The 20,470-nt window shown below is 39.7% G+C and carries 22 protein-coding genes; 10 read left to right on the forward strand and 12 right to left on the reverse strand.

The annotated features are described in order from the left end of the window. Positions 1–66: 66 nt before the first annotated feature. From PL8927_RS05520 to PL8927_RS05540, 5 genes are all read right to left on the reverse strand, one after another. On the reverse strand, positions 67–1,383 hold the full coding sequence (locus tag PL8927_RS05520; protein ID WP_156093103.1) for an NAD(P)/FAD-dependent oxidoreductase: 1,317 nt from the start codon (positions 1,381–1,383) through the stop codon (positions 67–69). Between the two features lie 62 nt (positions 1,384–1,445). After that, complete coding sequence (locus PL8927_RS05525; protein ID WP_083618817.1) at positions 1,446–1,898, reverse strand: rhodanese-like domain-containing protein; 453 nt, start codon at positions 1,896–1,898, stop codon at positions 1,446–1,448. Positions 1,899–2,089: 191 nt separating this feature from the next. Further along, positions 2,090–2,512, reverse strand: coding sequence for a beta-lactamase hydrolase domain-containing protein (locus PL8927_RS05530; RefSeq protein ID WP_083618429.1), 423 nt, complete (start codon positions 2,510–2,512; stop codon positions 2,090–2,092). A 24-nt stretch (positions 2,513–2,536) separates the two neighbouring features. Beyond that, positions 2,537–3,070 carry a cytochrome b6-f complex iron-sulfur subunit gene (gene petC, locus PL8927_RS05535; RefSeq protein ID WP_083618432.1) on the reverse strand — a complete coding sequence of 178 codons (534 nt, stop codon included), beginning with the start codon at positions 3,068–3,070 and terminating at the stop codon, positions 2,537–2,539. A gap of 230 nt (positions 3,071–3,300) precedes the next feature. Continuing rightward, positions 3,301–3,606, reverse strand: a complete 306-nt coding sequence (locus tag PL8927_RS05540; protein WP_083618434.1) for a hypothetical protein — start codon at positions 3,604–3,606, stop codon at positions 3,301–3,303. A gap of 247 nt (positions 3,607–3,853) precedes the next feature. On the opposite strand from PL8927_RS05540, the gene PL8927_RS05545 reads away from it, so the two are divergent. From PL8927_RS05545 to PL8927_RS05560, 4 genes are all read left to right on the forward strand, one after another. Further along, entirely contained in the window at positions 3,854–4,543 is a 690-nt protein-coding gene (locus PL8927_RS05545; protein ID WP_083618436.1) for an MBL fold metallo-hydrolase, read from the forward strand. A 209-nt stretch (positions 4,544–4,752) separates the two neighbouring features. Beyond that, positions 4,753–5,292: a rhodanese-like domain-containing protein gene (locus PL8927_RS05550; RefSeq protein ID WP_083618818.1), complete on the forward strand. Its 540-nt coding sequence runs from the start codon at positions 4,753–4,755 to the stop codon at positions 5,290–5,292. A gap of 10 nt (positions 5,293–5,302) precedes the next feature. After that, the gene (locus tag PL8927_RS05555) at positions 5,303–7,042 is read left to right on the forward strand and encodes a SulP family inorganic anion transporter (RefSeq protein WP_083618438.1); all 1,740 of its coding nucleotides are present in this window, start codon (positions 5,303–5,305) and stop codon (positions 7,040–7,042) included. Between the two features lie 234 nt (positions 7,043–7,276). Further along, positions 7,277–7,750: a hypothetical protein gene (locus tag PL8927_RS05560; protein WP_083618440.1), complete on the forward strand. Its 474-nt coding sequence runs from the start codon at positions 7,277–7,279 to the stop codon at positions 7,748–7,750. Positions 7,751–7,803: 53 nt separating this feature from the next. On the opposite strand, the gene PL8927_RS05565 is transcribed toward PL8927_RS05560, so the two are convergent. From PL8927_RS05565 to PL8927_RS05580, 4 genes are read right to left on the reverse strand one after another with little or no spacing between them, the layout of a single operon-like run. Beyond that, positions 7,804–8,139, reverse strand: a complete 336-nt coding sequence (locus PL8927_RS05565; protein WP_083618443.1) for a DUF3082 domain-containing protein — start codon at positions 8,137–8,139, stop codon at positions 7,804–7,806. Between the two features lie 3 nt (positions 8,140–8,142). Next, complete coding sequence (gene ispE, locus PL8927_RS05570) at positions 8,143–9,090, reverse strand: 4-(cytidine 5'-diphospho)-2-C-methyl-D-erythritol kinase (protein ID WP_083618446.1); 948 nt, start codon at positions 9,088–9,090, stop codon at positions 8,143–8,145. A 55-nt stretch (positions 9,091–9,145) separates the two neighbouring features. Further along, positions 9,146–9,982 carry a 16S rRNA (adenine(1518)-N(6)/adenine(1519)-N(6))-dimethyltransferase RsmA gene (gene rsmA, locus PL8927_RS05575; protein ID WP_083618448.1) on the reverse strand — a complete coding sequence of 279 codons (837 nt, stop codon included), beginning with the start codon at positions 9,980–9,982 and terminating at the stop codon, positions 9,146–9,148. A gap of 7 nt (positions 9,983–9,989) precedes the next feature. Beyond that, positions 9,990–10,373 carry a nuclear transport factor 2 family protein gene (locus PL8927_RS05580; RefSeq protein ID WP_083618450.1) on the reverse strand — a complete coding sequence of 128 codons (384 nt, stop codon included), beginning with the start codon at positions 10,371–10,373 and terminating at the stop codon, positions 9,990–9,992. 299 nt (positions 10,374–10,672) lie between these two features. Here PL8927_RS05580 and PL8927_RS05585 point away from each other — a divergent pair, with 299 nt between their 5' ends. Beyond that, positions 10,673–11,782, forward strand: a complete 1,110-nt coding sequence (locus PL8927_RS05585; protein WP_156093104.1) for a tetratricopeptide repeat protein — start codon at positions 10,673–10,675, stop codon at positions 11,780–11,782. Positions 11,783–11,879: 97 nt separating this feature from the next. Here the strand turns inward: PL8927_RS05585 and PL8927_RS05590 are convergent, their stop codons facing one another. Then, a complete protein-coding gene (locus PL8927_RS05590) occupies positions 11,880–12,233 on the reverse strand; it encodes a hypothetical protein (RefSeq protein WP_231505920.1) in 354 nt (117 codons plus the stop codon). Positions 12,234–12,467: 234 nt separating this feature from the next. On the opposite strand from PL8927_RS05590, the gene PL8927_RS05595 reads away from it, so the two are divergent. The 4 genes from PL8927_RS05595 to PL8927_RS05610 all read left to right on the forward strand — a co-directional run bounded on the left by PL8927_RS05595 (position 12,468) and on the right by PL8927_RS05610 (position 14,883). Continuing rightward, positions 12,468–12,797 (forward strand): DUF433 domain-containing protein, encoded by a 330-nt coding sequence (locus PL8927_RS05595; protein WP_083618452.1) that lies wholly within the window; start codon positions 12,468–12,470, stop codon positions 12,795–12,797. Beyond that, a complete protein-coding gene (locus PL8927_RS05600; RefSeq protein ID WP_083618453.1) occupies positions 12,797–13,177 on the forward strand; it encodes a DUF5615 family PIN-like protein in 381 nt (126 codons plus the stop codon). The genes PL8927_RS05595 and PL8927_RS05600 overlap by 1 nt, the downstream gene beginning before the upstream one ends. 387 nt (positions 13,178–13,564) lie before the next feature. Next, a complete protein-coding gene (locus PL8927_RS05605) occupies positions 13,565–14,182 on the forward strand; it encodes a L,D-transpeptidase (protein WP_083618455.1) in 618 nt (205 codons plus the stop codon). A 134-nt stretch (positions 14,183–14,316) separates the two neighbouring features. Then, positions 14,317–14,883 carry a hypothetical protein gene (locus PL8927_RS05610; RefSeq protein ID WP_083618457.1) on the forward strand — a complete coding sequence of 189 codons (567 nt, stop codon included), beginning with the start codon at positions 14,317–14,319 and terminating at the stop codon, positions 14,881–14,883. A 57-nt stretch (positions 14,884–14,940) separates the two neighbouring features. Here PL8927_RS05610 and PL8927_RS05615 read toward each other — a convergent pair whose 3' ends face one another. Next, positions 14,941–16,062: a site-2 protease family protein gene (locus PL8927_RS05615; protein ID WP_083618460.1), complete on the reverse strand. Its 1,122-nt coding sequence runs from the start codon at positions 16,060–16,062 to the stop codon at positions 14,941–14,943. A gap of 266 nt (positions 16,063–16,328) precedes the next feature. After that, positions 16,329–17,315: an NAD-dependent epimerase gene (locus PL8927_RS05620; RefSeq protein WP_083618462.1), complete on the reverse strand. Its 987-nt coding sequence runs from the start codon at positions 17,313–17,315 to the stop codon at positions 16,329–16,331. Between the two features lie 559 nt (positions 17,316–17,874). On the opposite strand from PL8927_RS05620, the gene PL8927_RS05625 reads away from it, so the two are divergent. Then, the gene (locus PL8927_RS05625; RefSeq protein ID WP_083618466.1) at positions 17,875–20,427 is read left to right on the forward strand and encodes a CHAT domain-containing protein; all 2,553 of its coding nucleotides are present in this window, start codon (positions 17,875–17,877) and stop codon (positions 20,425–20,427) included. Positions 20,428–20,470 lie beyond the last annotated feature (43 nt).

The following is a 20,470-nucleotide window of genomic DNA, read 5'->3' on the forward strand; positions in this document are numbered from 1 at the left end:
TGATCAATCTAGAGGATTAAAATCAAGGGTGTGTATGCTTAGGTTTACATACCCTTGCGGGAAAAGTTAAGGTTTCCACTGCATAAATTTAATATACTCCCCCTCAAATCGTTCTCCTTTGAGCATTCGATTCCAATAAATCCAGGGTAAAGCGGTGACTTTCATTGTCCACATAATTGATCGTTCCTTGAGCGGATTTAGAGGGAAACTGGATAAGGGTTTAGCATTATAACCATTAAATTCTGCCATAATCGTTCGGTTATAACCTGTAATTAACGGGCAACAAGTATAACCGTCATATTGACTCAATAAAGGTTTTGATGCGATTAAACAAAGTAGATTTTTAGCGGCAATGGGGGCTTGTTTGCGAATGGCGGCGGAGGTTTTAGAGGTGGGTAGAGATGAGGCATCTCCTAAACTAAAAATATTAGGATATCGCTTATGTTGGAGGGTATAACTATCAACATCCACCCAACCATAGGGATTATTAGGGACAGCTAAAGGACTGCGTTTAATAAAGTCTGGAGCACTTTGAGGCGGTGCAACATGGATCATGTCATAGGGATAGCTGACTTGATCAATGACGTTGGACTTGTCATCTAAAATCTCAAAAATTGCTGTCTTTGTTTCCGCTTTAATTGCTTTTAAATTATGCCGAAACTGAACTTTAATATTTCTTTCCTGAACAATATTATCTAAAAGATTAGAATATTCAGGCACAGTAAACAGCTTATTTAAAGAGGAAAGAAACATAACGTTTGTCCGTTGACGGACTCCCCATTTACTGCGGAAAATATCATCCGCCATATACATCACTTTTTGAGGCGCACCGCCACATTTAATCGGGGTATTCGGAAAGGTAAATAAAGCATTTCCCCCTTGAAAATTGCGAATTAGTTCCCAAGTATAGGGTGCATAACGGGGAGAATAATTCGTGGTAACGCCATCTTTTCCTAAAGATTCTTTGAGTCCTTCGATCAGATGCCAATCAATCTGAATTCCCGGACAAACAATTAAATAATCATATTCAATTTGGATACCTGTTTGAGTCAGAACTCGATTGTGATCCGGGTCTAAGTGAATCACTTTATCTTTGATCCAAGTAGCACCGTAAGGAATAACATCCCGTTGATTTCTCAGGGTATCTTGAATTTTAAATACACCGCCCCCGGTTAATGTCCAACCTGGTTGATAATAGTGTTGATCGGAAGGTTCAACAATGGCAATATCGAGAGAATGATTATTATGAAATAACAGAGAAGCCGTAGTAATTCCGGCTGCACCTCCTCCGATAATCACAATTTGATGATGTACTGTTTGAGTAACAGTTGGAGTTGTGATTGGATTCGAGGTTTGAGCCGATTCTACAGTTGAAGTGATCATGTCTAGTGTTGTTGTGTAAGAAGGATTGTTTTTGGATTAAAGGATTGTCTATCCGACCTGAATTAAAGCCCTATTTCTAAGGGTTGTCCTGCGGCTTTCCATCCTTTAATACTAGGCGGAAATCCCCGGACATTCTCATATCCTAATAGTTCTAAAGCCATGACTCCCATTGCCGTCCGATAACCCGTTGTACAATAAAGAATCACAGGACGATCTTGAGGAATCTGATCGAGATTTTGGGTTAATGATCTTAAGGGAATATTGATGGCACTGGGAATATGACCCAAAGCATATTCCGATGGTTCTCGAACATCAATTAAGACCGGATTATCCTCTTGCATTAGACTTTGGAGATCCTCAATTTTCATCAGGGCGTAATATCCGGGCGGAATCCCTTGCAGAAATTCAGTAATCACCGGATTAGAATTTGCTGCTAATGCTGGCAGAGGGTTGAAAAGTAATACTGGAGAAATTAACAGCCAAATTAGCAAAAATAATAATAAAAATTTTCGCATCGTTTTGCCTAAAGTATCCAACGTAAAATATCAATTTGGACTCAACTGCATATCACCGGATTTTGATCAAAATAATCGGTTCAGCAGATCGCTTAAATCCTCAAAAATTAAGCATTTTAGAGGCAATTTGTGATAAGCTGCCACAAAATGTTGCTTATAAATTGCCTCTATTTCTAGGTTGATTAAGATTTTCAACCCGCGAAATTTTCTTCCGAAAAGGCTTTAATTGGACAGTTCGGTTTGTGTTCTAATCCCAACTCTTGGTGACGTTGTAAATATTCCTCTTCAGTCCAATTTAGCTGATCAGCTAAGATTAGCAAGGTGAACACTCCGGCGCGTAAACCTGATGCACAACGGATATAAATAGGTTGAGATGCTGTATTTACCTTTTCACTAAAGGTTTTCAACACTTCTGGGTTGAGGTTTTGGGGAGAAACCGGAATACTAATATAATTGAATCCCAATTTTTGAACCTCCTCCGCATTCAATTGTTTGTCCTCGGTTGGAGTACATAAATCAATCACGGTACTGTACCCTTTTTGAGCAATTTCTTGCAGTTCTTCTGGAGAAGACAAATTCCCAATTGCTAGGGATTCCGTCACACTTTGAAACATAATTTTAGACCGTTGTTATTGTTGTTAAACCCACCAAGGTTTTGCTTCTGTACGGGGATCTAATTCTGTCCAAGGAGAAAGCCAAATCCGATTCTCTTTAATAGCAACATGAACTAATTTCAAAGGCAAAGGTGCTGGCCCTCGCAATACCGAACCATCGGCACTATAGCGAGAACCATGGCAAGGACATTGAAATTCTTGATCAACCGGATTCCAAGGAAAGGTACAACCTAAATGGGTGCAATTATCGACGATTCCGATCGGATTTAAGCTGCTATTTTCTAGCACAGTTAAATAAGTTGGTTCTCCTGCTAACCCAGCAACTAAAGCACGGCTTCCAGGGACTTCTGCTAAAATTTGGCTGGCAGGAATCGGATTTCCCAAGATATCCTTCGCTAAAATTGCTCCACCTTCTCCGCTTTCATCGGGGCCGATAAAATATTTAGAAACGGGATAAAGGGCACTTCCAGCCGTTGCAGCTACAGCAGCACCTGTCAGAAAATTCAGCAGTTGACGACGAGACAAAGACGGATTATCGAGAGGAAGGGTATTTTCCATCGTATTTAAGTTAGAGACTACTCCCATTATAGTTTATTTACAAGAGAAAAACAGACTTTCTAAAATAGGAAAAAGCCAGAATTCAAAAGAGAATAAAACGCCGTTAGAAGCAATTAAAATTTAGCCATCAATCGCGGCTGCGACGAAAGCAATGGACTCCATAGACCCGACGGCTAAATCCGAAGGAAACTTATGGGTATTCGGTTCTATAGATCACTTCAAGGCCAAGGTTAGTACGGTTCATCATCCCAGGTATCGATCACGCGACCTCTGTTATCCCCAGAACCATTGAAGTGAAACCCATTCAGGTTGAATCCGATTGTGTTCAGACCTAAAACCGCAAACCCAATTCCCACCACAAGATCTGTGGCTAAAACAAAATTCCAGGAATGAGCATTGTTCAAGAAAGCATACTGGAAGAGCAGCATCATTAAGATCCCAACTCCCCCCAGATACAGATGATTCTCTGTAGTGGTAATCCAATTACAAAAGCGTGACCACACACCCTCTGGAGGTAGGGTGACAGTTGTTGTCATGGGATGAATTCTCCATATTTATAAGTGCTGAAACCTGCGAAAGATGAATTTCTGGACGTACTTTCTCGGCTGAAGCCGTATGTAAGTCCTAGAAGTTGAAAAATAAATAAGCAGGTATTTATATATTGCCATTTAGTTATATGATTGTCAAGGTATTTTACGATTTTTTTATAATTATTTATTTTTATAAAACTATATGGTAGTATAGTTTTATCGTTGATCCCTATCGCTAAAGGATTGAAAAATCATGCTCTTTCGCCAACTTTTCGACCCGGAAACCAGTACCTATACCTATCTGATTGCCGATGAAGCCACCCAAGAGGCGGTTTTAGTCGATCCTGTGTTAGAGCAAGTGGAACGAGACTCCACCTTGTTGCAAGAATTAGGACTGACCTTGCGTTATTGTTTGGAAACCCATATTCACGCGGATCACGTCACTGGAACCGGGAAACTACGACAACTAACCGGATGTCTGGGGGTCGTTCCTGAAAACGCCACCGCCAATTGTGCGGATCGGTTTATTAAAGATGGAGAAATCTTAGAGATCGGGACGGTTAAAATTCAAGCCATCACAACCTTGGGACATACGGATAGTCATGTCGCTTATTTAGTCAATGGCGATCGGGTATTAACTGGGGATTCTTTATTAATTCGAGGTTGTGGACGCACGGATTTCCAAAGTGGAAATGCTGGATTACTCTACGATCATATTACTCAAAAATTATTTACCCTTGCCGATCAAACCGCAGTCTATCCCGGTCATGACTATAAAGGACGAACGGTTTCGACAATTGTAGAAGAAAAACAATTTAATCCCCGTTTTGTCGGGTATAATCGAGATAGCTTTATTGAAATGATGAGTAATCTCAATTTACCCAATCCTAAAAAAATTGCCGAAGCGGTTCCCGCTAATCAACTTTGTGGAAATAAAGCCTAAAGCTACGGTCGGGGTGAAGCAAAATTTTAAATGAACCATCTTAAGTCAGAAAGGATTCCCCAAAATAGCAGCAGTCAATATTAGTTTGATCGCTGCTGTTCTCCTGTTTAAAACTCGGTTTCAAACTGGCTTAGATCTCCCCGGTCAGGAGGTGATGATCAAAAACATTAATATTGATTATTTCCGATTCCATTACAATCTATGAAAAGATGATTAACTCTCTCACAGATCGATTGAAAGCTATTGATGCCCAAACTTTAAAACAATGGCTGGAGCAAGACCAAATTACATTGATTGATGTTCGAGAACCTTCTGAACACGCCGGAGAAAATATTCCAGGGTCAATTTTAAGTCCCTTATCTACCTTTGACCCTGTTAATTTACCCATTAACGGCTCAAAACCCTTTGTTCTTTATTGTCAAAGCAGCAACCGCAGTGGTCAAGCGGCTCAAAAATTATTAGCGGCTGGGTTTGAAGAAGTTATGCACCTACAAGGCGGATTAAATGCTTGGAAACAAGCGGGATATCCCACAATTGTTAATAAAAATGCTCCTATTAGTATTATGCGCCAGGTACAAATGGTTGCTGGCTCATTAGTCTTAATTGGAACCTTACTCGGAGCATTTATTTCTCCCAATTTCCTATTTTTAAGTGGATTTGTGGGAGCAGGATTACTGTTTGCAGGGATTACTAATACTTGCGCTATGGCACAATTATTAGCAAAATTACCCTATAATCAGCGTGTTTAACTGGGGAACAATGAGGCAATATTTTCCAATTTTAAACTGGGGATTCAATTACAAACGAGAAGATTTAGCTGGAGATTTAACCGCCGGAATTATTGTCGCTAGTTTGTTAATTCCCCAAGGAATGGCCTATGCAATGCTGGCAGGTTTACCCCCTGAAGTGGGACTCTATGCCAGTATTTTTCCTCAGATTGTTTATGCCTGTTTAGGAACCGCTTCCATGCTGTCTGTAGCTCCGGTAGCGGTCGATTCTTTGATGGTGGCAACGGCTGTTAGTGCGATGGCTTCAGAAAACACACCGGAATATTGGGGATATGCGTTAACCTTAGCCTTAATGGTAGGAATTATTGAACTGTTGATCGGGATTTTCCGGTTAGGATTTGTAGCAAATTTCCTCAGTCAAGCGGTGATTTCTGGGTTTATTAGTGCGGCGGCGATTCTGATTGGATTTAGCCAAGTTAAGCATCTTTTAGGAATTAAAATTCCTCAAACCGAATCTTTTGTAAGTACCGTTATCGCTATTTTTAAAGAAAGTCCTCATCTCAACGGGATAACCTTGGCATTAGGAATTATCAGTTTAGGAATATTATTATATTTTAATCTGGGTTTAGGAGAATATCTCCAATCTAAAAAGATTCAGGAATCTTTGATTATTACCCTTACCAAAAGTGGGCCATTAATATTGGTAATTGGTAGTTCCCTAGTCGTGGGATTATTTCATTTAGATCAATTATTTGGGGTGAAAGTGGTCGGAGACATCCCGAAAGGATTTCCCCCTTTTACCCTACCTAATTTTGATTTAAACAGTATTCAATTATTAGGAACTTCTGCCTTAGCCATTAGTTTAGTCGGCTTCATGGAAGCCTTTTCTGTGGGTCAATTTTTAGCGAGTAAAAAACGAAAAAAAGTTGAAGCTAATCAAGAATTAATTGCCCTGGGAGCCTCGAATATAACCGCCGCATTCACCGGAGGCTATCCCATAACTGGGGGATTAAGTCGTTCTGTTGTTAACTTTTCAGCAGGTGCAAACACAGGATTAGCATCAGTAATTACAGCGTTATTTCTGATGTTAACAGTTGTGCTTTTCACTCCGTTATTCTATTATTTACCTCAAACCAGTTTAGCCGCGATTATTTTAGTAGCCGTTGGCAATCTCCTCGACTTTTCCACCCTAAAACGGTTATGGCAATATAATAAGCTGGATGCAATTACTTGGTGCGGTACGTTTGTTGCTGTTCTGTTCAGCAGTGCACAACAAGGAATTATTATTGGGGTGTTGATTTCTCTGCTATTACATTTAGCTCGTACCAGTAAACCCCATATTGCCATTGTGGGACGAGTGGGAAATACAGAACACTTCCGCAATATTTTACGCTATCCGGTGACAACTTGCTCTCATATTGTGGCAGTGAGAGTCGATGAAAGCTTATACTTTGTCAATACCCGATATTTAGAAAACTGTTTATTAAAAGTAGTTACTAAACAGAAAGAAGTTGAACATTTATTATTAGTTTGTAGTGGAATTAACTTAATTGATGGTAGTGCTTTAGAAACGCTACAACGTCTAATTGAGGATTTAAACGGCATGGGGATTGAATTTTATCTCTGTGAAGTCAAAGGCCCTGTTTTTGATCAATTAGAAAAAGTCGGGTTTGTGGATAAATTAGGACGCGATCACATTTTCTTAAGTACAGACCAAGCCATGAAAGAATTATCTCAACGGGTTTCACTTAAACACTCCATGAACATTTGAGGCTTCCAAGGTGAAGAAACTGCAAGGCGTTTGCGATCGCATTTTTCAACAATAACTGACGGATTCATCCACTCCTCAACCCCCAAAAAATTTCACAAATTGCTATTTTTTGTTTTTTATTCTATTTTTTAAAACCTCTAAAAACCCAGAAGTTACTATTTCTACTTCCGGTTCCCTGTTTTTTCCTGCCTAAAGATGAGATAATTTAATTATCCTATATTGCTCAGGATTCTGATGAACGATTCTACCGTAAAATTGGCGACCCGTAATTTTTCAATTCTTGCTCCTGTACCAGAAATTCATTTGCTTTCGGCTCAAGATGTGTGTGAACAGGAAGGAAAAGTAGCGTTTGGTACTCAAGAATTTGAGATTTTTCGTAAACTTGACCAAGATCGCAATGATCGAGTTGTGAAGGTTTTTATTTATGCGTCACTGCAAGAAAATCGTTCCTTTATTCCTAAAGTAACATGGCAAGCATTATATATTGGTCATGTAGACTCGCGCCGAGGTCGCCATCCTCAAGGTATGAAATATCGTCCAGCAACGGCTGCCAATGATGTCCTAGATTCGGCTATTTTTTGGGAAGTAACCGATCTCAAGCCCTTAGAAATTCCTCTAAATATTTCTAACTTTAAAGGATTCGGGAAAAAAGAACCCTTTCAATCCCGATTTATTCCTGAAAAGCCTTTAATGATTTACTATTTTTAAGATATCAATATTTCTAATTAGAACCTAGAAACGAGGTTAATATTGTGTATTTTCTATCCATCGGATGAGGGAGCGTTGAGTTTCATTAACCGTTGAATACTAACGTATATTGCTAATATTATTAATCCCACCGAGAGAAAACTAAACAAAACCGTTCCCATGGTAAATACACCCACAACAAGGGTACGGACTGTTGTTGACATTTGGATAACGGTAAAATTCTCCGATTGTATGGGTTTGTTGGCAAATTTTTCAGCCATGCTCTGGGTCATTTTATAAAAAATAAAGGCAATTCCCCCATACATTAACCCATTGGTAATACAACGGAATAACTTAATGGAATCCGTTTGAGAGGAAGTTTGAGGCGTTTTAGGAGTCGGTTCAGTCATAGTTTATGATTGTATTAAACGAATACCAGTAGAGACAAATTTTGCTGTCCAAAACTCTAATTCCGGGCTTGCCATTTGGGTTTTTACAGCTTCTAAAACCCGTAAGGCTTCGGCTTCAGATGCGGTTAAGGCGAACACCGTTGGCCCCGAACCGGACATCATCGTTCCCAGAACATTTTGAGACTCAAAAGCCTCTCGCAGTTGTAAGACTTGGGGATATTCGGGTAAGGCTACTTTCTCCAAATCATTATGCAATAATTTACCAATTTCTGTACTATCTCGGTGCATAATCGCAGAAACCATCGGCCCAGAATGGACTCGGTGTTGACGAGTTTGTAAATCTTTGGCTTCTGAAATGTAGGTATCGCTAAACTGTTGACGATAGCTTTTATAAGCCCAAATCGTCGAAATTCCCAAGTTCCGATATTTGGCTAAAACTACATACAAATGATCTAAATTTGTTAGGGGAGAAAGTTGTTCACCCCGTCCCGTTGCTAAGGCAGTTCCTCCTTGTAGACAAAAGGGAACATCGGAACCAATTTGGGCAGCTAATTCTTCTAATTCACTTTGAGTTAAGCCTAATTGCCAGATTAAATCTAAACCGACTAAAACCGCCGCTGCATCCGTTGAACCTCCGGCTAACCCGGCGGCGATGGGAATATTTTTTTTGATATTAATTTCCACACCCCCAAATTGTGCCATAGCATCGGGGAATTGTTGGGCTAATAACGCGGCTGCGCGATAAGCTAAATTGGTTTGATCATTGGGAACTTCTGCATGAGCACACCGGACACTAATGGTATCAATTCCAATCGATTGAATCTCAATTTGATCGGCTAAACTAATACTTTGCAGTACCATCGCCAATTCGTGATATCCATCGGGGCGATCGCCTATAATTTCTAAGTAGAGGTTAATTTTTGCCGGAGCAATTAAAGAATAGGAACGCATTTTTATTCAGAAGTCAGGAGACAAAAGACAGGAAACAAGAAATACACAGACTCTTTTAATCTGTGACTAAATCCGTTGCTTCCAGAAGATTCGTTAAATTGACCCATTGTTCAACGCTGAGGTCTTCGGCGCGAACTTGGGGATTAATCTCTAATTGTTCCAGTAATTGGGTTAATTGATCTCGACTAACCACACTTTGTAAGTTATTTCTTAACATTTTGCGTTTACTGGAGAATCCTAATTTGAGTAACGTTTCCAAATAGGGGGGGTTTGAGGCAGGATGGGCAATGGCACGGGGACGCAAACGAATCACCGCAGAATCGACTTTAGGCGGGGGATAAAAGGCTTTAGCTGCAACATCACAGATATAGTCGCAGTCGGCGAGATATTGGACGCGAACTGATAACGCCCCAAAGGTTTTAGACCCCGCATGGGCGGTGATGCGTTGGGCGACTTCTTTTTGGACTAACAGGACAATTAATTCAAAGGGGTTAGGGTTAGGTTCAGCAATAGTTCCTAATAATTGTTCAACAATCGGCCCAGTAATATTATAGGGAATATTGGCAACGACTTTATTCGGATTTTGGAAATTGGGAAAATCCTCTAATTGACCGTCAATATCTAAGGTGAGAATATCGCCTTGTAATAATAGGAAATTATCCCGATCACCAAATCTTTTAACCAGGTTTTTGCATAAATCCGTATCAATTTCAACCGCAACAACAGATTTAGCCACCGATAGCAATTGCGTGGTTAAAATTCCGGTTCCGGGGCCAATTTCTAACAAACAATCCGACGGAGTTAACAATGCAGATTTAACAATTTTACTTAAAGCTTTTTCGCTGCGTAACCAATGTTGGGCGAATTGTTTTCGAGGTTGGGGCGATCGCATAGATGAATTAAATAATGGGACTACCGTGATGATGAATTAAATACCATTGATTCGCCATCCGAGTATAAATATTCGTTGCCATTGAGGTTGCTTGTAAGCGACGGCGACCGACAATTTGCATGACATTTTCTATTAAAACAACATAAGCGATATCTCCATTAATTTCAGTTGATATAATCTCGGTTTCAATTTCCAAATATTGAGTCGCTTTAAAAATTAGCTCCCAGGACGCTTGAATCGCCACCCATCCCTTAACAGCTTTCCGTCCAGGGTGAATGCAAATAGAAGCGGTTCCCTTTGACCAAACTGCACTCATAGCCTCTATATCCTGTTTTTCAAAGGCTCGATAAAACGCTTTATTGATAGTTAATACGATTTCTTCATCTGTCATATAGCAGTCGCCAGACCTATTAGGACAAAGAGTGATGCTGAAAGCTAGACCGTACACCTGTCTTTTCCTCCGGTGTTCCCTGTTCCCTGTTCCCTGTTCCCTGCTATAACGCTGAGGTAGGGTCAAAAACACAGGAATAAGCGGATCTCTTCACAAATGGCCCGAATTATGTCAGGATCATTTCCAGCACCCGGTGTTGGTTAACGGTTAACAGTTGGCCATCAACAGTAAATCGTCAACCGCCAACCGTCAACACCAAAATGTGACAGACTCGCTCAACTTCTCACACAATATAGGCCGTGTCAAATCGAACTCAATTATTAGTTAGTCGTGTATTAATGGCCGTAATTGCCATGACCACACCACAAATTGCTCAAGCTACGGAAATTGTAGCTCAAGCCAACCCCCAAGCTAACAAACAGCTTAATGATTTGTTAGAACAGGGTCGAAAGTTGGTGGATGCTGGAGATCTGGAAAATGCGATTAAAACCTATACCCAAGCGGTTTCTTTAGATCCGAGAAACGCTAAGATTTATTCTGGAATTGCCTATTTAGAAGCCTTACGCGGTAATTTCCAAGTTGCGGCTCAATATTATCAAAATGCCTTAATCCTTGACCCCAATAATGCTGATTTTCAGTATGGTTTAGGGTTTAGTTTAGCCAATTTACAACAGTATGATGGGGCTGCGGATGCCTATCGTCGGGCTACTATGCTCAAACGAGATAATATTCAAGCCCATCAAGGATTAGCAGCAACCCTATTCCGCAAAGGAGACTATGCCGGGGCAATTCGAGCTTATCAAACGATTCTCACCCTTGATCCGCGCAATTGGCAAGCTTATTCTTCTATGGGAATGGCATTTCTAAAGCAGGAAAATGTGATGAAAGCTTTAGAAGTGCTACAACAAGCAGCGATGATCGCTCCCAATGAGGCAAGTATTCAGATTAAATTAGGGGCGGCTTTAATGAAATATGGCGATCGCAATGGGAGTATAACCGCCTTTGAACGTGCCGCCCAACTCGCACCCCGTGATGGAGATGTTCAATTCCAAATCGCTGAAATTTTTAAGGCGGAAGAGAACTTTGATGCTGCTAGTCAAGCCTATCAACGGGCTTTAGCTTTAAAACCAACTCTAATGGAGGCGAATGCAGCCCTAGGTGAACTGCAACTGACCCAAGAAGATTATGTTGGGGCGATTATTAGTTATCGTCGGGTGATTGAAAATAACCCCGATAATGCCTCTGCCCATTTTAATATGGGACTGGCTCTTAAAGGGCGAGGAAATCGGGAGCAACAAGCGATCGCTTCTTTCCAAAAAGCCTTAGAACTTTATCAGCAACAAGGCAATACTGAAGGCGTCAAGAAAACCCAAGCTGCTTTACAGCAATTGCAACCCAAGAAAAAGTAAATTGATGGTATTGGCGATCGCATTTCCATTAAAAACCGAGTTTTTGAATCAAGCTGTTTTTAGGAGAGTGCGATCGCACAAGGTCATATCAAATTTTTCAACTAACTACTGATGTAATTGGGTTGTGATCTTGCTCCGCTACACTGGCGTGATCGCACTTCTGGAATTTTTCCCACAAGTCAAACAGCCGATCCAGTGCATCTCTTTCATCTACAGAATGAAAGAGGATGAGATTTGCCCAGGATTGGGTAGTTTCTATTTTATATCTCTCTCTTAACCCTGATAAAAACTGTTCAAATTCTTGGTCTTTTTCCGATTTTGGTAATCCGAGTTGATTGCTGGCAAAATCGTAGCCGTAATAGAAGGATTGAAAATCAAAGATTGAGTACCGACTTAAATAGAGTGTCGGTCTTTTTTTGATTTCGGGTAAAAGGTCAGAAAAACTAATCATACTACCTTTTTTTTTCTGTGATGTTATTACTAAATATGATTTAATTGCAGCCGCACATTGCAAGCAGGTTCCTATGTCGTATTGTTCGGCGATCGCTCTAATTTGTTCGATTTGACGAGCGGTAATTTTTCCTCCTTCGTTACTATTTGCAAATCATTGATAGCTGTTCTGCTTTTGACATGATATAATATTAGTCAGTCAATTTCGACCCCTTTAAAATAGGAGTATTCACCGATGCAACTGGAAGACTATTTTGACTTTCAGCGACCCGATGATATTCGGGTCAAAGGGACGCGAATCGGCATTGAAACCATCCTCTATGATTTTATTCATCGCGCTCGTACTCCCGAACAAATTGCTCAAACTTATCCATCTCTTAACTTGGAACAAGTTTATGCAACTATCCTTTATTATCTACACAATAAAGAGGCCGTTAGTAACTACATTGCTGATTGGTTGGAGTGGAGTCATCAGCAACTTAAAGCACAAGAACTTAACCCATCCCCTTCTGCTATTCGCTTGAGAAAACTAAGAGCCGAAAGAGATCTTGTTGAGAAAGCATAATGCCTTTAAAATATTTGCTGGATGAAAATGTAGATCTGAGCTACAAAGTGGGATTAAGTAAAATTGAGTCTGATTTAATCGTTTGGGCGGTGGGTGAACCCCACTGTCCCCCTAGAGGTACTTTAGATCCAGAAATTTTACTTTGGTGCGAGGAGTATAATTTTATATTAGTGACGAATAACCGTAAATCTATGCCTGTCCACTTGATAGATCACATCAACGAAGGTCGTCATATACCAGGCATTTTTCTTCTCAATGTTAAGTTAACTATAGGCCAGAATGTTGATGAGTTGATTTTCTTAGCAGAGGTATCTTTTGAAGGTGAATATCAAGACCAAATTATTCATTTGCCCCATAGTTATGTTTTAGGAGTGGAATAGTAGATTTCCCTAAAACATAAGACTTGAGAAACCGGGTTTCTTCAAGATATCTGGTTTTCACCAACAATCTCTAAGCAGAAACCCGGTTTCTGATCATTGAATCATTCAGATACCGGATTTTTGATCCCAGTATAAGAAATAAAATTAAAAGGGGAGGTTGAGAAACCCGGTTTCTTGATTGTTGCGAAACTTTTGGAACTGTTTCAGGTTTGCCTAGTCCTATTTTTTAGGGTACATTATAAAAATTGCCTAAACTTAGGATATAGATGGTTAATTGTTACGGGTGGGGAAATCTTGCCCCTACAACTGTTGACTGTCTGTTCTCCACACCTTTCTTTTGCTCCTGTTCCCGACTATCTTTAAATATTTCTAAGTGAGGAGTTCAATATGACCGCCAGAGTCAGCACTCAATTTTTATCTCAATCTTTTATCGCTGCTGGTATTAGCCTAGCCACTTTATTCTTATTAGGACAACCCTTGAAGGCACAAACGCCTATTTCATCGGAAACAGTCAGTTCTGCGTCTTCTACGGTTGTTCCTATCCTTCCCACTCAAAACCTTAACCCGGTTGTTCCCCCCTTGGATGATCCTGGCTTGTTTTTGCCCTCCTTAGAACAACCAAGACGTCTAATTCTACGGTTAAATCAACGTCGGGTTTATCTGTATCAAGGAGAACAAGTCGTGGCCAGTTATCCCGTTGCGGTTGGTAAAGAAGGATGGGAAACCCCAACGGGGAGTTTTAAAATCATGCAAAAGATTGAAAATCCCGTTTGGCAAGATCCCTGGACGGGAGAAGTCCGTTCTCCAGGGCCGAATAGTGCGTTAGGATTGCGTTGGATTGGCTTTTGGACAGATGGAAAAGATGTGATTGGGTTTCATGGCACCCCGACGATCAATTCTATTGGACAAGCTGCCTCTCATGGCTGTGTACGGATGCGGAATGAGGATGTTGTGGCTTTATTTGAACAGGTGGAAGTGGGAACTCCCGTTATTGTTGAACCTTAATCTACTTTAGGATGATCGAGATTTTCAGGAATCAAGGAGAGTCAAAACTCTTCTGATTCCTTTTTTTTGATTGTATCTCCAGGGCCGATTAGCGTTATGATTTGGGAATCAATGCTCACTCAAGGGGAGGAATGATGGCGCGGAAACGTCTTTCCGATATGGTACGGCAGGAAGCTGAAAAAAGTTCAACGGCTGAAGTGGAAATTGTACCGGATGAAAGTGTGATTGGGGTTCAATCTTCTGCTTCGTCTGCTCATGAATCTGTTGATAGTGCAAAACTGGACTTAGAGGATAAAATTATTGAGTTAAAAATGGCTTTAGAAACGGCTCAAAATCAAGAACGATCCCTTCAAGAAAAACTTTTACAATTACAAGCTGAATTAGAGGATAAAAATCAATTTATTGATCGGATGAAAACAGAAATTCAAGAAGCGGATTTAAAAGGGAAATTTAAACAAGCTCAAGAAGCTGCATTACAGTTATCTGAGGCTAATTCTAAGTTAATTGAAGAATTAAAAACCCTCAAACAAGAAAATGAATCGTTAAAAGCGGCATTACAACCGCCAGCCCAACCCCTAGCCCAACCTCCCCAATCTAAACCCCTTGAAAAAGCCAAATCTCAATTAATCCGTCGTCCCTATTCTTCCCCATCTCAACCCGTTTCAGGTGAGGATTTTTCCAATAGCACTTGGTTACTTTAGAAACCCATTTAAAGGGCGAGGAAACCTCGCCCCTACAACGGAAAAATGGGTGAATGTTTAAGCTGGATTAGCTTGCAAACGTTTTTCTAACAAGCGACGAATCGATGCTTTTTCAATGAATCCAACTAACACGCCATTGCGAACAACGGGGACTTCAGTTAATTGTTGTTGTTCTAATAAATTCACCACCTCTAATAGGGGTTGTTGAGCATCAATAGTTGTTGAAAATTCCACAGGTTGCATCACCGTTTGTACTGAAATTAACGGCCATTGAGAGGTGGGAATCGGTTTGAGGTTATCTCCGCTAATTTGACCGACTAATTCGCCAACTTCATTGGTGACTAAAAATTGACGGTTTGCCGTTTTTCCAATAATATAATCGTTGACAAAGGTTCGTAAGGAAATATCTTGAGAAACAATCGAATTCTCATCGACTAGAGCATCCTCTGCGGTGAATTCGGATAATTGATTACGGATTGTAGCATCCTTAGCTAAAACTCCGGCATTACTTAACAGAAACCAGCCGATTAAAATTGTCCAGAAATTGGGATAGCCACCGGATATAAACACAGGTAGAAATCCTAATAAAATACCAATCCAGCCTAATCCTTGACCAACCCGACTAGCAAATACAATGCCTTTATATTGATTACCCGTAATTTTCCAAATTAGAGCCTTAAGAACATTCCCGCCATCGAGGGGTAAACCGGGAATCAAATTAAATACTGCTAAGGCTAAATTGACATAAGCTAAGAGATTAATTAAAGCGGTTAATGGGGCTGCTAAGGTTAAATAAGAGCCCATTAAACTGAACCCTAAAAACAGTAATAAACTGACTAACGGCCCAGCAATGGCAATCCAAAAAGCTCCAGCAGGTGTTTTTGCTTCTTGGTCTAAACTGGCTAATCCACCAAACAAAAATAAGGTAATGGATTTAACGTTAATTCCTTGTTTGATGGCGACAAAACTATGGCCTAATTCATGGGCTAAAACAGAAGCAAATAAGAATAACGCGGCAATTAAACCCAATAAAAAGGGTAGTCCTAAACCCAATTGTGGAAATTGGGCCGCCAAACTTCCCCCATAACTTAACGTCATTAATGCCAGAACAATAAACCAGGAAACGTTAATATAAAATGGGATTCCAAATAAATTACCGACGCGAATAGAGCCATTCATGTTGGCGACCTCTCAATTTATCCAGAAGCCAATACAACTTCTGGTCTTGCATAACCCTATCGTAACGAATTGTAAATAAACTGAGCAATCCGCCCCAGGTTGTAAATACTAGACTATTTGGTACGGTTTTCCGCTTTGGAAATCAACAACCACAAAGACACGCTTGTCACTAAGGTATTGTTTAAGAAACCGGGTTTCTGACCCTGATTTAGGGGATGAAATCAAGATTAGAGGTGGAGAAACCCGGTTTCTGGGGCTAATTGCTTCTAAACTTGATAATAAGAACGATACCACTCTACAAACCGTTTAACTCCGACTTCAATTGAAGTATTGGGTTGAAAGTCTACATCTTGAATTAAAGCATCTACATCCGCATAAGTTATTGGGACATCTCCCGGTTGAATGGGCATAAAATTTTTAATCGCTTTTTTGCCTAATGTGGCTTCTAAGACTTCAATTAAATGCAACAATTCAAGGGGTTGATTATTGCCAATATTATACACTTTATAGGGGGCTGTTGTATGAGGATTTTCACCCGATTGAGGAATTCTATCTAAGGTACGAATTACGCCTTCAACAATATCATCAATATAGGTAAAATCTCGTTGCATTTTGCCATAATTAAACACATCAATGGGTTGGTCTTCGAGAATGGCTTTGGTAAAAATAAACAGCGCCATATCTGGACGACCCCAAGGGCCATAAACCGTAAAAAATCGCAATCCCGTTGAGGGAATATTGTATAAATGGCTATAGCTATGGGCGATTAATTCATTAGCTTTTTTTGTCGCTGCATATAAGCTGACAGGATAGTCTACATTATCTTCCACGGAAAACGGTATTTTCTTATTAGCACCATAAACCGAACTGGAAGAAGCATAAACTAAATGTTGAATTTGGGCATGACGACACCCTTCTAAAATATTCAGAAAACCGACTAGGTTACTATCAAGATAAGCATAGGGATTTTTTAAAGAATAGCGCACCCCAGCTTGAGCGCCAAGATGAGCCACTCGTTCAAAATTTCCCTCTGTAAATAACTGATTCATTCCCTCTCGGTCGGCAAAATCAAGGCGTTTAAATATAAATCCTTCTCGGTTATTTAACTCGTCTAAACGCGCTTGTTTGAGGGAGACATCATAATAATCATTGAGATTATCAATTCCGATAATCGTATCTCCTCGGTCTAATAATCGTTGACACAGATGAAATCCAATAAACCCAGCCGCACCTGTTACTAATAAATTAGCCATTTTTTCCCCTATAAACTTTAGTATTGAATATGAGACGGAATTAAATTTGGGTTAAGGACAGACTTGACATCCCTTATGATACCTTTGTTTCCTAAATACCCCAAAAGTTGTTTTAAGCAAAGGTCTTGGTAAGTTTGATGGGGAATTGCTAGAATCATTGCATCTAGGTTCGACAAGTCTGACCACTGTACTAATGTCATAGCATATTCTTTTATTATTTTAATTATTATCTTAGATAGAATTTTGCCAGCAACCCTAAAATAAGTTTTAACTGAATTACAAGGAAAACAGAAACCGATCCTGTTACAATCCATGAATTGTTGTACTATATATCAAAATCAACTTTATCGGTTGGTAAAAGCAGATTGTCTAATTAAATAAAGTAGGGTGCGTAAGCGCAGCGCACGCACCACCTGACATTTTATTATCGCAGTTTTTATCGGGTAAGGTAAAACCACAAAGACGCTAAGACACGAAGAAAGAAGGGGGGTATTCAATATTTATAGCGGTTTTTAGCCCACGCACTAGCTAACTCTTTTCCAATTTAGGAAGGTCAAAAATGTTAAATAAAGCTTTGATAAATTTAGGGATTTTACCCCTTTTATTATTCAATAATTTTACTTTAATTTCTCTCAACTTTCAACCTCTGACCGAGGAAATTATTGTTCAGAATAATATAACTGATCCCGCCATCTTTTTTCAACAAGGAAAACAATATTATACTCAAGGACAATATGCTCAAGCGACGGAAGTTTTACAACAGGCTATTTTAGGGTTTTCTCAACAGGGAGATAGTGTTAATCAAGCGATCGCATTGAGTAACCTCTCTTTAGTTTTACAACAATTAGGACAATGGGAACAAGCGGAAAAAATCTTACAGGAAAGTTTAGGATTAATTAACGAGTTATCCTTTTCTAAAAAACCCTTGATTCTGGCTCAAATTTTAGAGATTCAAGGTCAGTTAGAACTCACGAAAGGACAACCTGAACAAGCCATTAAAACTTGGAGAGAAGCGTATAAACTCTATTCGGAAGCGGGAAATTTGTTAGGAAAAATTACGAATCAAATTAACCAAGCAACGGCGTTACAAACGTTAGGACTCTATCGACAATCTTTAAATACTTTAACAGAAGTCAATGAAGTTTTAAAATCTCAACCGGATTCTTTAACCAAAGCAACAGCTTTATTAAGTTTAGGAAATGCCTTAAGACAAGTGGGAGATTTAACCACCTCTCAAACGGTTTTACAGCAAAGTTTAGAATTAGCAACAACCTCAAATTATTCTCAAATTCTAAGTCAAATCTATTTAAGTTTGGCTAATACAAATCGCACTCAAAATAATTTAGATATTGCTTTAGGCTATTATCAAAATTCAGCGAAAACAGCTACTAATTCTTTAGAAAAACTGCAAGCTTTAATTAATCAATATAGTTTACTCATTAACTCAAAACGAAGTCAGGAAGCTGAAGCTATAGCCACAGAAATTGAGTCTTATCTCTCGGAAGTTCCTGTCAGTCGTAGTTTAGTTTATGGAATTGTTAATTTTACAAATTATTTAATTAAAGCTCAAGAGATTTCAGGTTTAACTACTAATAATCCTGAAATTATTACTCTTTTTAATACAGCAATTAAAAATGCTCAAAACCTGAAAGATCTGCGTTCAGAATCTTATGTTTTAGGAAGTTTAGGCAAATTTTACGAACAAAATCAACAACCCTTAGAAGCTATAAATTTAACCGAAAAAGCGTTATTGATTGCTCAATCAATTAATGCCTCTGATATTGCCTATCAATGGCAATGGCAACTGGGAAGACTCCTGAAACAACAAAATCGAAAAGACGAAGCGATCGCAGCCTATACAGAAGCTGTTAATACCCTCAAATCCTTAAGAAAAGACTTAGTTGCTATTAACCAAGATGTGCAGTTTTCCTTCCGAGAAAGTGTTGAACCTGTCTATCGAGAATTAGTCGATTTAATTTTACAATCTCCCAGTCCAGAAAACCTCACAAAAGCCCGTGAACTAATCGAATCCTTGCAAGTCGCTGAACTGGATAACTTTTTCCAAGAAGCCTGTTTAGATCAAGAAATTAAACGCCAACAAATTGATCAAATTGATTCCCAAGCTGCCGTAATTTATCCGATTATTCTAGCCAATCGCTTAGAAGTTATTCTCTCCCTTCCAGGGCAACCCTTACAACACTATTTTACCACAATCTCCCAAGAACAAGTTGAAACCACAATTCGTCAATTAAGACAATCCTTTCAACCGATTTTTTCGACCAAAGATCGGTTACAATTATCTCAACAGGTTTACGACTGGCTAATCCGTCCGGCCGAACAGGAACTCAAAAATAATTCGATTAAAACCTTGGTTTTTGTATTAGATGGTTCCCTGCGAAATGTGCCGATGGCGGCTCTCTATGATGGCACGAACTATCTGATCAAAGACTATAATCTAGCCCTAACTCCCGGTTTACAACTGCTGGCTTCTCGTTCTTTAAACCGGAATCAATTGCAAACATTAACCGTCGGATTAAGTGAAGCCCGCCAAGGATTTTCTGCCTTACCTGGGGTGGCTTCAGAAATTCAACAAATCCAGGCAAAAATTCCGACAAAAGTTTTATTCAATCAACAATTTACCCGTGAGGCTGTTCAACAACAAATTCAAGAAACCGCCTTTCCGATTGTGCATTTAGCCACTCACGGACAATTTAGTTCAAAAGCGGAAGATACATTTTTATTAACGTGGGATAGCCGCATTAATGTTAAAGATTTAGATTATTTTCTCCGCAGTCGCCAACGCGGTGAACAAAACCCCGTTGAATTATTAGTCTTAAGTGCTTGTGAAACCGCAACCGGAGATCAACGAGCCGCCTTGGGGTTAGCGGGTGTCGCCGTGCGTTCAGGTGCGCGGAGTACCTTGGCCACCTTATGGCAGGTTAACGATACCTCCACCGCTTCCCTAATGGCAGAATTTTATCAAGAATTAACCCAGAAACAAGTCAGTAAAGCCGAAGCCTTACGTCAAGCCCAGTTGAAGCTATTACAACAGCCTGAATATCAAGATCCCTATTACTGGGCCCCCTTTGTTTTGGTGGGAAATTGGCAATAAATTTGTAACTCTCAGCTAGGGTTAATAAAATTAAAGTATTAGT

It is taken from the genome of Planktothrix serta PCC 8927 (assembly GCF_900010725.2).
GTDB classification, from domain to species: domain Bacteria; phylum Cyanobacteriota; class Cyanobacteriia; order Cyanobacteriales; family Microcoleaceae; genus Planktothrix; species Planktothrix serta.

What these genes read in the sequence shown, in the direction of transcription:
- PL8927_RS05540 (WP_083618434.1), bottom strand. Translation starts at nt 3,606, where the DNA reads ATGACAACAACTGTCACCCTACCTCCAGAGGGTGTGTGGTCACGCTTT.
- PL8927_RS05525 (WP_083618817.1), bottom strand. Translation starts at nt 1,898, where the DNA reads ATGCGAAAATTTTTATTATTATTTTTGCTAATTTGGCTGTTAATTTCT.
- PL8927_RS05610 (WP_083618457.1), top strand. Translation starts at nt 14,317, where the DNA reads ATGGCGCGGAAACGTCTTTCCGATATGGTACGGCAGGAAGCTGAAAAA.
- PL8927_RS05550 (WP_083618818.1), top strand. Translation starts at nt 4,753, where the DNA reads ATGATTAACTCTCTCACAGATCGATTGAAAGCTATTGATGCCCAAACT.
- PL8927_RS05615 (WP_083618460.1), bottom strand. Translation starts at nt 16,062, where the DNA reads ATGAATGGCTCTATTCGCGTCGGTAATTTATTTGGAATCCCATTTTAT.
- rsmA (WP_083618448.1), bottom strand. Translation starts at nt 9,982, where the DNA reads ATGCGATCGCCCCAACCTCGAAAACAATTCGCCCAACATTGGTTACGC.
- PL8927_RS05545 (WP_083618436.1), top strand. Translation starts at nt 3,854, where the DNA reads ATGCTCTTTCGCCAACTTTTCGACCCGGAAACCAGTACCTATACCTAT.
- PL8927_RS05590 (WP_231505920.1), bottom strand. Translation starts at nt 12,233, where the DNA reads ATGATTAGTTTTTCTGACCTTTTACCCGAAATCAAAAAAAGACCGACA.
- PL8927_RS05555 (WP_083618438.1), top strand. Translation starts at nt 5,303, where the DNA reads ATGAGGCAATATTTTCCAATTTTAAACTGGGGATTCAATTACAAACGA.
- PL8927_RS05625 (WP_083618466.1), top strand. Translation starts at nt 17,875, where the DNA reads ATGTTAAATAAAGCTTTGATAAATTTAGGGATTTTACCCCTTTTATTA.
- PL8927_RS05530 (WP_083618429.1), bottom strand. Translation starts at nt 2,512, where the DNA reads ATGTTTCAAAGTGTGACGGAATCCCTAGCAATTGGGAATTTGTCTTCT.
- PL8927_RS05600 (WP_083618453.1), top strand. Translation starts at nt 12,797, where the DNA reads ATGCCTTTAAAATATTTGCTGGATGAAAATGTAGATCTGAGCTACAAA.
- PL8927_RS05520 (WP_156093103.1), bottom strand. Translation starts at nt 1,383, where the DNA reads ATGATCACTTCAACTGTAGAATCGGCTCAAACCTCGAATCCAATCACA.
- PL8927_RS05565 (WP_083618443.1), bottom strand. Translation starts at nt 8,139, where the DNA reads ATGACTGAACCGACTCCTAAAACGCCTCAAACTTCCTCTCAAACGGAT.
- PL8927_RS05560 (WP_083618440.1), top strand. Translation starts at nt 7,277, where the DNA reads ATGAACGATTCTACCGTAAAATTGGCGACCCGTAATTTTTCAATTCTT.
- PL8927_RS05605 (WP_083618455.1), top strand. Translation starts at nt 13,565, where the DNA reads ATGACCGCCAGAGTCAGCACTCAATTTTTATCTCAATCTTTTATCGCT.
- PL8927_RS05595 (WP_083618452.1), top strand. Translation starts at nt 12,468, where the DNA reads ATGCAACTGGAAGACTATTTTGACTTTCAGCGACCCGATGATATTCGG.
- PL8927_RS05580 (WP_083618450.1), bottom strand. Translation starts at nt 10,373, where the DNA reads ATGACAGATGAAGAAATCGTATTAACTATCAATAAAGCGTTTTATCGA.
- ispE (WP_083618446.1), bottom strand. Translation starts at nt 9,090, where the DNA reads ATGCGTTCCTATTCTTTAATTGCTCCGGCAAAAATTAACCTCTACTTA.
- PL8927_RS05620 (WP_083618462.1), bottom strand. Translation starts at nt 17,315, where the DNA reads ATGGCTAATTTATTAGTAACAGGTGCGGCTGGGTTTATTGGATTTCAT.
- petC (WP_083618432.1), bottom strand. Translation starts at nt 3,070, where the DNA reads ATGGAAAATACCCTTCCTCTCGATAATCCGTCTTTGTCTCGTCGTCAA.